This is a genomic window from Weissella oryzae SG25, from assembly GCF_000691805.2.
Taxonomy (GTDB): domain Bacteria; phylum Bacillota; class Bacilli; order Lactobacillales; family Lactobacillaceae; genus Weissella; species Weissella oryzae.
The window spans coordinates 41,541-52,687 of the sequence record NZ_DF820495.1; the positions used below are offsets into that span (position 1 = coordinate 41,541).

Annotated in this window: 6 protein-coding genes; 1 reads left to right on the forward strand and 5 read right to left on the reverse strand. The window is 39.4% G+C overall.

Going from position 1 to position 11,147, the window contains the following annotated elements; translation table 11 throughout:
• Positions 1-73: 73 nt before the first annotated feature.
• Genes addA through TT13_RS08565 form a run of 4 tightly spaced genes read right to left on the reverse strand, consistent with a single transcriptional unit; the run spans position 74 to position 9,139 of the window.
• A complete protein-coding gene (gene addA, locus TT13_RS08550) occupies positions 74-3,856 on the reverse strand; it encodes a helicase-exonuclease AddAB subunit AddA (RefSeq protein ID WP_242868531.1) in 3,783 nt (1,260 codons plus the stop codon).
• Positions 3,856-7,401, reverse strand: coding sequence for a PD-(D/E)XK nuclease family protein (locus tag TT13_RS08555; RefSeq protein ID WP_027699598.1), 3,546 nt, complete (start codon positions 7,399-7,401; stop codon positions 3,856-3,858). The genes addA and TT13_RS08555 overlap by 1 nt, the downstream gene beginning before the upstream one ends.
• Before the next feature lie 45 nt (positions 7,402-7,446).
• Positions 7,447-7,839 carry a hypothetical protein gene (locus tag TT13_RS08560; RefSeq protein ID WP_045477039.1) on the reverse strand — a complete coding sequence of 131 codons (393 nt, stop codon included), beginning with the start codon at positions 7,837-7,839 and terminating at the stop codon, positions 7,447-7,449.
• Positions 7,832-9,139 carry a Y-family DNA polymerase gene (locus TT13_RS08565; RefSeq protein ID WP_027699600.1) on the reverse strand — a complete coding sequence of 436 codons (1,308 nt, stop codon included), beginning with the start codon at positions 9,137-9,139 and terminating at the stop codon, positions 7,832-7,834. Before TT13_RS08565 ends, TT13_RS08560 begins: the two co-directional genes overlap by 8 nt.
• Positions 9,140-9,274: 135 nt before the next feature.
• Between TT13_RS08565 and TT13_RS08570 the strand changes: the two genes are divergently transcribed.
• A complete protein-coding gene (locus tag TT13_RS08570) occupies positions 9,275-10,165 on the forward strand; it encodes a choloylglycine hydrolase family protein (RefSeq protein WP_027699601.1) in 891 nt (296 codons plus the stop codon).
• Between the two features lie 43 nt (positions 10,166-10,208).
• Here the strand turns inward: TT13_RS08570 and TT13_RS08575 are convergent, their stop codons facing one another.
• Positions 10,209-10,973, reverse strand: coding sequence for a hypothetical protein (locus TT13_RS08575; RefSeq protein ID WP_027699602.1), 765 nt, complete (start codon positions 10,971-10,973; stop codon positions 10,209-10,211).
• Positions 10,974-11,147 lie beyond the last annotated feature (174 nt).

An 11,147-nucleotide genomic window follows, 5' to 3' on the forward strand; every position in this document is an offset into this window, starting at 1 on the left:
CAATTCACAAACAAAAACAAGCAAAAAAAAGATTATAAGTGATTAACTTACAATCTCTTTGCTTAAGCTCTTTTTACAATTCTATTAATTGATTTTGATTTAATGAATAAATGAAGGTTCGCACGTTGACTTTCCCCATTGCTGTTAATGCTTGCGCATAAATCCGCAGTTGAGCTTGATACCGTTGTTTTAAAATTGCTTTTGCATCTTCGTTTGCCGCAATATAATCTGTCTTATAATCAAAAAGCCACGTTTCATCACCAACCAGAAAATAGCCATCCATGATTCCATGAACTAAAACTTTTTCATCTGCATCAACTCCTTGGTATAAGCGATCGGCTTGTAATAACAAGGAAAAAGGAACTTCCCGCTCTAAGGTCGCAAGATTGGCCTGCATCTTTAAGCCCAGCTCTGAATCTTGGAAAAATTCAACGACTTGCGTAAGATTAATTTTTTGACCAACTGCAGGCTCAATAATTCCATCAATAACTAATTTATTCAATAATGTTTGTAGCCGCTGCATCAAATCACCGGACTGCGTCAAATCAATTTGCTGCATCAGTAGATGCGTAGCCGTACCAACTGCAGCCGCACTAACTTGATTTGTATCTACTTGCATAAAACTTGGTTCGGGCAAGTCAGTTGTCTTAAATCTTAAGCCAGCATAGTCATCACCAACTAAACGCCGGTCAACACCTGGCTGACCATCAACAATATCTGGATCTTCAAATAGACGTTTTAATTCGGAAACAGATTGATAATTACTTGCCCGAGTCACATTAGCAAACTGGTAATTGTACTTGAAAATTTGCTGCCATTCCCCAACTAATTTTTCAAGTTCCCCATCTTTTATTGAATCTAAATCGTTTGAAGCTTGACGCATATCATTAGCGCTAATCTGTGTAGCCAGCTTAGCCAAATCACTGCTATTTGCAATTGTAAAATCAAAGTCAAAATCATTGATTGGTGCAAGTGGTGTAAATTCAGAAAAATCAAAATCATCATTCGCCATTAATTTGGTCTGACTGTCAGGATGCCTTAGTAAGGCCATCCCCGCTAAATCTAAATATGAGTTACCTTGTAAACGTGCCCAGTCAGGTAACATTGTTTGGCTCCCATATTTTGCAACTGACCATTTCTTCCATACTTCTTCAGTTGATTTATATGTCCCAACCATAAAAATATGCTGTTCAGCCCGCGTTAAGGCTACATAGAGCACTCTTAATTGTTCAGCAAAGGCATCTCGTCGAATCGCCTCTTTTACGTAAGCTTTTTCCGGCGTTGGCAAACGTAAATTATGCTCAACATCAGTAAAATCAATGCCTACCCCCGCTTTTGCATCTAAAATGATGCTTCCAGCTGTGTCTTGGCCAGAAATCATTTTACGACTTGTATTAAGCATGAAAACAACTGGGAATTCCAAGCCCTTGGAATGATGAATCGTCATTAATTGCACGGCATCACTTAGCACATTTGCATCTGCGACACCCAAATCTTTATCTTGCGCCTGAATTTGTTGAACATAATTAATAAATTGATATAAACCAACAAAAGAGGACCGCTGATAAGCCGCTGCTCGTTCATACAAGGCATGTAGGTTCGCTTGTCGCTGTTCACCAGCTGGTAGCCCGCCAACATAATCTAACCAATTTGTTCGCCGGTAAATCTCCCAAATTAAGCTAACAATTTGGTTTTGCACAGCTAATTGCCTGAATGCAGCCAAATCATTTAAAAAGCGCCTTAGGGTTGTGATAATTGTTTCAACGTCCGCTGTTGATAGCGCATCTGTTGCCAATAAAATTGTATTTTCAGCTGCCGTTTGCTTTACCGCTGTAAAGAAATCACCATCAATTTTTTGTGCCCGAATAAACGCTAAGGCATTTTCCGCTAAATTATAGATAGGTGAACGAAGTACCGCAGCCAAAGGAATATCCTGCTGGGGATTATCAATTATTTGTAGCAAGCTTAACATAATTGATACTTCCATCGTTTGGAAGAAATTTTCAGCCCCACTAATCGTAATTGGGATTGCTAAACCGCGAAAAACGGATAGAACATCTAGGTTTTGTCCACGAGCAGGAACTAGAATTGTAATATCGCCATAAGTTAATGGGCGTTGCTTTTGTTGTTCACGATCATAAATCAACATCCCCTCTGCCATTAGTTCTTTAATTTTCAAACCCATCAAAGTAATCTGCCCGGTCGTTGCCGTATAACCTTCATCATCGACAAAGTCCTCTTGATTAGCTTCATCTTGATCAGCTTTGTTATTTAGATAAACCAACAATTCGGCATGTTTGGGTAATTCAGTTGGATAATAATCGGCTCCAGCAACTAGCTTATGCGAACCAGCGTAGTCAACATCGCCTAAATCCTCACTCATTAGCTGTGTAAATAAGTAATTAATAAAGTTAGTTACATTTGGTCGTGACCGGAAATTTTCTTGCAGTGTTATCACCGTACTAGCTTCTGTTTGCGGATAAGCCTGTAGCTTCTCTCTAAAAAGGGTTGGGTCAGCCTGCCGAAATTTATAAATTGATTGCTTAATATCACCAACTTGAAAAACATTATTTGATCGTGCAAATGCCTGTAAAATTGCCTCTTGTAGCTGATTAGTATCTTGATACTCATCAACCATAATCTCTGTATATTGTTCACGTAATTCAGTTGCGATTGGTGCTTGCTCAACAATTGCTAAAGCAAAATGTTCCAAATCGTTAAAATCTAGAACTTTCCGCCGTAGTTTTTCTGCTAAAAATTGCTGCCGGAATGTTTGTACTAAAGCAACTAAATCCTCTATAACCTGCCTTGCACCTATTAATGTAACAGCTAAACCTTCAGTATCCAGTAAAAAATAAGCTTTTTTAAGTTGATTAAATTCGCTAATAATTACATCTCGGCGTTCTTTGATTGCGGCCCAACTACTTTTGATGCTTGTATCGGTATCTTTTTTGAAATTCTTACCTTTACCATCAATTTTGCCCCAACCATCAAAACTTTGTGCTTGAATCACCGTTACTAATTGATTCCAAGTCAAATCGGTCTGTAAATTAAACTGTTGCCGAATCTGATCCAATAACTGTCCATCATGTAACAAATTTTCAAAACGATTTTTGGTTCCCGCATCGGCTTCATCAACAATCGCTTCTGCTTGTAAGCTTTGGTTTTGAATGATTAGGCTATCTAACTTTTTAGTGATTTCCGGTGCTAATTGATTTTTGAAAAATTGGCTTTGCCCAAAATCACCATTAATTTGATAACTGCTTGATAAACTAGCAAGCCATTCATCAGTATCTGATCGCGCCATTGCAAAATTAAAGAGTTTAAAAACAGCATCCTGTAATGGGCGGTCTTCTTGACTACTAGTCGCAAATTGACGTACAAAGCGCTTAAAGTGACCATCTGAATCATTCTCATAGGCTTGCTCTAAGACATCTTGGTATACCTCTAACATTAATAAAGTTGACTCGGCATCATCAGCTAACCTAAATTGTGGATCTAAATTAATTGCGTAATGATATTGCTCAATTAACCGTAAAGCAAAAGCATGTAATGTTGAGATATTGGCCACTTTTAACAGCCTTAACTGGCGTCGTAAGTGAGGTTTCATACCCTCATCGCTAGTATGCAATGCATTGGTCAGGGTACGTTCTAACCGGTCTTTCATCTCAGCAGCAGCAGCTTCAGTAAAGGTAACAATCAAAAAACGATCAATATCTTGCCCTGCAAGTAACTTTTGGATAACCCGTTCAACCAAGACACGAGTTTTACCAGAACCAGCCGAAGCCGATACTAAAATATTTTTGTCATTGGTTTCAATCGCAGCTTTCTGCGTTTCAGTAAAATCCATTGCCATTAGTTCTCTGCCCCTTTTACTTGATCAATTAATCGCTGCATTTCAGCTAAAGCATCAGCTTTCTTTAAACCACCATTTAAATCATGATAGTGGTCACCCATCATTGCATCAAAACGCATAATTGCCTTATATTCAGAATATTGTAAGGCACTCTTATTTCCCATCCGGTATGGTGCAAGCGGGAATTCACCACGTAAAATTTGACCAGCAATTGACGCCGTTTTAGCTGCAACGAAGTCTAATAACAAATCACGTTCTTCTTGATCGATAACATCAGCGCTGGCCGCAAATTCACCTGACTTTTTGCGCTTGATTGCAAAAGGACTATTTTCTTCATCTGAACCAGCTAGTTGTTCAATAAAATCGTCTTGATTCAAAATCAAGCCACGATACTTACCTTGTTCATAGGTACTTGCTAGTGCCTGCGTCTGCAAATCTACAAAAGAGTTTGCATTTAAGTCCTCAGCTTTAATCACCGTTGTACTTAGTGACCAAAACATAGCTGCAGCCATTTGTTTATTAGCCAAACTTTGCGCATTCTTTACCATCGCATCCCAATATGTCAGTAATTGTAGTTCTAAGCCTGCTAAGGTTTGATTATAATCAAACAACTTATTACCTGATTTATAGTCAACAACGACTAAATAATCTTGACCAACCTGGTCATAACGATCAATCTTTCCACGCACAGTAACTTCACCTAATGGTAAATGTTGTACAAGTGGCTTTAAACTCTGTTGCCCTAATCCAAAACCAGTTTCAACTGCTAAACTCTGTGTCAATCCATCAATTGTTTGACCGCGCTGCATACTCAAAAGTGCTTGTTCAACAGTTTGACTAAGCAAACCAGTCAAAAATTTCATGCGTGCAGTTGATTTAAAAATATCATAGGTTGGATCATCTGATGCTAATAGATTTGCTAAAGCTGCTTTAACGGTCGCTGAAACTTCGGCTTGCGTTAGCTTTCCTAGAGGTTCCGCCCGACTAATCACTCCTCTAAAGGAACGTTCAAGTAATCCGTGCATTAACGTACCCTTTTCAGCTGGGGTTAATGCTAAAACTTGGCGTTCATTTAACCGTAGTCCATATTTCAAGAAAAACTCGTATGGATTGCGCGCATAACTCTCCAACCTAGAGATAGAAGTTTTTAAATTATCACCAAATAACGCTTTAACTAAATCATTTTTCAATTTTTGCGGCTGATTGCGGTAGTCTAAAGCTGCAAATAAGCGTTCCATTAAGGCTGAGTCATTTTGTCGAACTAAACCTATCAAGGATTGCCAGGCAGGGCTCAAAACTCCATGGTTCACTTGTGCTAGTCTAGCAGCAACCAGTGCATTAGCGGCACTTGCTGCTGGTGACCCAACCCAAATATCAACTGTTTTTGCATCGGCATTAAAATTGGGCAAGCTTGGCAAAACTTTGCTTTCAACAAAGAAAGCTCGCTTCAAACGCAGAATATATGTAGAAGCCTGCTGCGCACTCTCGCCATCACTTGTTGCGTATAACCAAATAAGGTGTTTAGTCCCAATCATCATCGCATTGTAAATTAACAGTTCTTCATCTGCCATGGTTTGATCAACAGTATCTTGAAGTGCGATTTCGTTTGGTAAAACAGCTTGTAAATGAACTCGGTCACTGTCATGCAATAAAGCATGTTGCTTCATCGTTGCCGGCATATTTGCACTTGTTGCCCCAAAAATCATCACGGTGCAATAACCTTTATTTTGCACAATACCACTTTCAGAGATTCTTACCTGATCCATTGTTGCTGGAATACCACTATATTTGGCATTGTCGAAGGCAGCTCCTAGTAGGTCATTAAATTCGGCTAAGTCAATCTGCTCATGGTCAAAGACTGCCACGAAATCATCTAAAATAGCGATTAAGTTACGCCAAACTTGCTCTGGTTGCTGAGCTGACCACAAATCCCCCTGTTCAATTGCCAAATCACGCCAAGCTAATATCCGTTTATCAACCCCAGCTCTAATCAAAAACGCATACAAAAGGCGAGCAATCTCACGGGCATCAGTGGCTGCTTTTAATTGGTCTAAAAAGGGCTTTACGAGTGTACTAATCTGTTCATGTATCATCGCTAATTGTGCATCTTGGGCTGCCGCTCTTAAGCGCACCGTTTCATCATCATCCTCAGTAACCCGATAATCATATTGCCATGGCTTTGCATCTGTCCAACGCCAACCAGAGTAATTTTTCGCCAGGGCATAATTTTCGGTCAAGGCCAAGGCAGCTCGATAATCATCAATATTTACTTCTGCTGGTATCAATAATTCTGTCTTTAATAAGGCCATAATATCGGTCAAAGCGTAGTTTGGTGCCAAACTAAGTAATTGACGAATAAAGGCAACTAAAGGATGCAGGGCCATCGGCCGGTCTAAGTCCATAAAAATCGGTAAGTCGTATTTAGCAAAAACAGCTGGAATAATATTCTCATACTGACCTAAATCACGCGTCAATAAAATATAATCCCGATAACGCGCCCGACCCATTGCCACTTCTCGGCGGATTATACGGGCCATTTGTTCGACTTCATGGTAACGTGATGTTAATTCTAGAATTTCTAAATCCGGTACCTGTTGATTTGCCTGAGTCTTTTCAATACCATGTTGAACATAGTTAATCCAAAAATCTTCAAGTGCCAAGTAAGTATCAGACATTTTACGCTTATCGGTAATACTTTTAGCGCGAACGCTAATATTGTTGCTTTGCGCAAAATTTTGTAACTTTTGTGCCAAACGTTTTGGCTTATAAAATAAATCGTAATCTACAAGCTCCTTTTGTAGCAAACTAGCAGCTCCCTCATCCGAGGGCAGCGCAATGGTTACGCTACCTGCATTGGCAATCAACGCTTCAACGACACCGCGTTCGCTTGTCGTCATCTGCGAATAACCATTAATAAAGAAATGCTGCTGGCTCAAATCAATCTGGTCAGTTTTAAGAAAAAGTCCTAGTGCGGTCAATAATTCACTTGAAAGATATTGATTTCGCTCCTTTAATTCTTGATCAAGTGCTCGACCAATTAAAGCTAAATCATTTAATTTATGTTGAAGTACCACCTGCCCATCTAACGCCGCAGTCATTGCTGTTACTTCGTCCCAACTTAAACCAGATTCCTTTAACTCTAATAATTGTTTAGCAAATTGTTTAATAAACCCTTGTTTGCCTAGTAGACCGGCATACTGCTCTAACTGATCTGCTCGCTCAACTAGTAAACGCTGCACTAGCATGACCATACCATTACTTGAAAGGTTTGCCTGCTGATAGAGTGGGTCATTTTTCATATAATACCAAGATAACCGGCTTAATGAAAAAACCTGAACCTTGGGTGTCACTAAAGCAGCACCATGTCGCCCATCAAGTTCTGCAAGGCGTGCTAATACTTTGATTTCTGATTCAAATTTAATATGGTTAGGAACAATATAAAAGAGCTCTGCCTGGGCATCTTGTTGCCTTAATGCTTGCATTTCTTTTAATAAGGCAAGCTCATGATCAACACTTGCTTGTCCAAAGAGTAATGATAGTGCCAATGTTCCTTCCTCGTTTCAAATTAATTACTTTAATTTTATCAAAAATCACTTATGAAAACCGACCCATTGAATATCATCAATCTTTATAGCGTCTGTACCAATAAAAACGAAGTTATTTTCATCGTACCCCTGTACAATACCACTAACTAATGCCGGCAAAGTGCCATCAATACTCTGTAGCTTAACTTGAAGGTCAACCTTTAACCGCTGCCGATATGCCTTAAATAATAGGGCAGTAATCTCAATTTCTGTCATTGCTGTTTGCCAACTACGCGCCTTAATCTGTGTATTGTAAGCTTGTTCTTTAGCAATTTGCTCCGTATGATCTGATAAATAGTAGCCTAACCATTTGACCATACCGCGGTCATAGTATCTTTCTTCAAAAAAAGTTTGCGCTTTCTGATAAGCACTTATGTTTTGCTGATGCTGCTTATCCATATGCGTTTCCACCTCGATGGCCGCCAACCAGGCCGGCCCTTGAAAGCATCGTTCCCCCGGCACCTAATGAATTAGATTTAATGATTGCAGTTACACCATATTGCTTTCTAAGCATATCAACAACTTGATCTAAACGTTTTTGCTTATCATCTTGTCGATAATCAACAAATAAATCAAGTTGTTCACGCTTATTTGCCTGAACTTTTTGGGCGGCTACATAGATATTTCGAATACTTTGACCTTGATAGATTTGCTCAAAAATCGTTTCAAAAGCAACCACAAGTTTACTTGTTTGATTAGTTGGTGATAAGCCAAATTGTCCCCTAACACTAGTCGAATTTTGCCAACTACCACCCAAAGTCAATGTCACTTGCCCAGAAATTAGGTGCTCTGCTCTTAGCCGCGCAGCTATTTGTTCAGCCATTTCACGAATTACATTTTTTATTTCCAAAGGATCTTGATAATTTCTGGGTAATACTTGACCATTTGATAAAGAGCGCTGTTTAACCCCGTGTTTTTCAGTAATCCGACTGCGGTCAATTCCCCATGCTAGTGCAAACAGAGCCTCGCCCTTCACGCCAAATTCAGCCTGCAAAGTTGTGGGGTCAGCTAAAGCCAAGTCCCTCATTGACATAAGGCCTAATCGATGTAACCTTTTAGCTGTTCGACTACCAATACTCCATACCTGATCTAAGTTTTTTATCGGCCATAATTTTTTAGGGACATCCTCAAAATGCCATTCAGCAAATAAATCATGGGCTCCCTTGGCCTCTAAATCTAGCGCTAGTTTAGCCATTGTTAAATTATCGCCTACACCGACTGATAGGTATAACCCAATTTCTTGACGTAATCGTTGCTGAATAATTCTAGCTAATTTTTTTAAAGTCAAATCAGCACCATATTGTGAACATAGATAGGTCCAAGAATCCGTTACATCTAAAAAGGATTCATCAATCGAATAAATGTGTAAATCTTCATCTGCAACATAGGCACGGAAAATATCATTTACCCGCTTATTCACGGCAATATAATAGTTCATCCTTGGTTCCTTAATTACCAGGCGAGGATCATTGACTGGTACCTCATATGCTCTTGATACATTAGAAATACCAAATAACTTTTTAGCCATCGGCGATGCTGCTAAAATCAAGCCTTTGCCGGCATTTTCTGCTGTTGACATAACTACAAGCACCGCAGTTAATGGATTCAAGCCAGCCTCAATTGCTTCAACACTGGCATAAAAGCTTTTTGAATCAATTGCTAAAATTTTTCTACGTTCTTCTGCGGGAAATAATCGCATAAGTGGAGCCTGCCTTTTGAAAATTAAGTTAAAGCTAATATAACGCGAAAATTAATTCCTTTCAAGTGGCTTTTAACCTTCTCGCATATCCTCTATACTTATGATAAGTAAATTTTAACTTTATGAGGAGCGCCTATGTGTACCAGTATCAAAATGCAAGCCGTGGATGGTAGTCTGCTCTTAGCCCGCACCATGGATTGGCATACCTTTCCAGCTAGGCCAATCATTTTGCCCCGCAATTATCAATGGTTGGGTGTCTGTCAGAACCAAGTATTTACAAATAAATATGCTATCCTTGGCGTTGGACATGACATTGAAAATATTCACGCTGACCTCTCAGATGGTATCAATGAATTTGGCTTGGCTGGGCAAAAATTAACCTTCTCAAATGCCTCAGTTTATAGCCAAACGATTAATCCCCAGTTAAAACAACTCGCTCCCTTTGAATTTGTCCTTTGGGTTTTAGGTAATTTTAAATCCGTCGCCGAAATCATTGAAAATATTGCTCAAATCCAACTAATGACCGACACAAATGCAACTTTTAAATTTGGCCGTAATGATTTACACTTTGCTTTTGCTGATAAAACTGGTGCCATGATTAATATTGAGCCTCTTGCTGGCCGTTTAGAAGTTAAGGTTAACCAAATTGGCCTCCTTACCAATGCACCTAATTTTGAGCGTGAAATTTCTAAGCTAAACCAATACATGGATTTTTCGAGTCCGGCTAATAATCTCAATCAAATTTCAAGTGGTAATTTCAGTGGTAAATTGGGCCTCCCAGGCGGTTTTACACCGACGGCACGGTTTATCCGTGCAACGCTGCTAAAGGAATATGCTATCACCCCGGCAGATGAAGCCGCTAATTTAATTGAGACCTGGCACATTTTAAATTCGGTAACTGTTCCGCGAAGTGCACAACGTTCAACGACCTATACTATCTATCGTTGCGCATATTCCTTAAATAATAGAAGTCTCTACTATCAAGCATATGATGATTTGAATGTCAGTTCTTACACTTTTAATTAGACATAAAAAAATGCTCCTTTCTGATGAATGAAAGGGGCATTTTTCAAAACCAAACTAGTTCACCAGTTGCCTGGTAATGTGCTAATATCTTTGCTTTCCGCTTTAGATAGCTCTGCTTCAATTTTTCAATCGCATAATTATCTAAAACATTATAGACTAGCCGGACATTATTTTCTGGTATATCAACTTGTCCATCGTTTGTAAATTGATCCAATAACCAATCAATATGCACAGCAGTATCAAGTGAATCCTCGTCACTTGCTTGATAGCCTTGCAAAATTACAGTTCCAGATGCATTATGCTCCAGTAATTCAAGCTCAACCACCTGCTCGGCTGATGCAACCACCGTATCATGGAAATAGGTAAAAGTATCAGCTACTGGTAGATTTGCTAAATGAGCCACTTGATCATCTGATATTCCTAAGTAACGCTGATCAGCCTTACTCATAATTACTTGATAATAGACTGTCGCATTAGGCTCATGATTTTTAAGAGCGGCTAACATTTCATCATCAGTTACGACACCCAACTCAGTTTCCGTAGTTTCAAGACCAGGTAATTGCTCTACTGCTTCTTCAGATGACTCCGTTAGTTGCAGTATTGAACTTTCAAGTAATTGTTGCTTATCAGCCCGTTCCGCTTCATATAGTTGAATGGTTTCTTCCGGGTTAGCTAATAAATACTCATGAACCCAAGTTTGCATGGTGCTTCTGGCTGGCTCAAAAATGGCTTCCATGGTCGACCACTCTGTTCCGGATAAATACTCTTTAATAATCATTTGCTTATATTCATTAGTATATTTTCCCATTTAACTGCCCCCTTTCCATTCGAGTAGCATATAGCCTATTTTAACAGGCAGCTGGGTAAAGTCTATAATAATTAGAACAAAAAGACACCCTTGCGGGTGCCTTTACTTTGCATCGCGATGTCCTATCCTCGCAGGAGGCGATCCTCCAACTACTTTTGGCGCTACTGAGCTTAA

Coding starts and splice junctions, on each gene's coding strand:
- TT13_RS08575 (WP_027699602.1), bottom strand. CDS start 10,973: ATGGGAAAATATACTAATGAATATAAGCAAATGATTATTAAAGAGTAT.
- addA (WP_242868531.1), bottom strand. CDS start 3,856: ATGGCAATGGATTTTACTGAAACGCAGAAAGCTGCGATTGAAACCAAT.
- TT13_RS08565 (WP_027699600.1), bottom strand. CDS start 9,139: ATGCGATTATTTCCCGCAGAAGAACGTAGAAAAATTTTAGCAATTGAT.
- TT13_RS08570 (WP_027699601.1), top strand. CDS start 9,275: ATGTGTACCAGTATCAAAATGCAAGCCGTGGATGGTAGTCTGCTCTTA.
- TT13_RS08560 (WP_045477039.1), bottom strand. CDS start 7,839: ATGGATAAGCAGCATCAGCAAAACATAAGTGCTTATCAGAAAGCGCAA.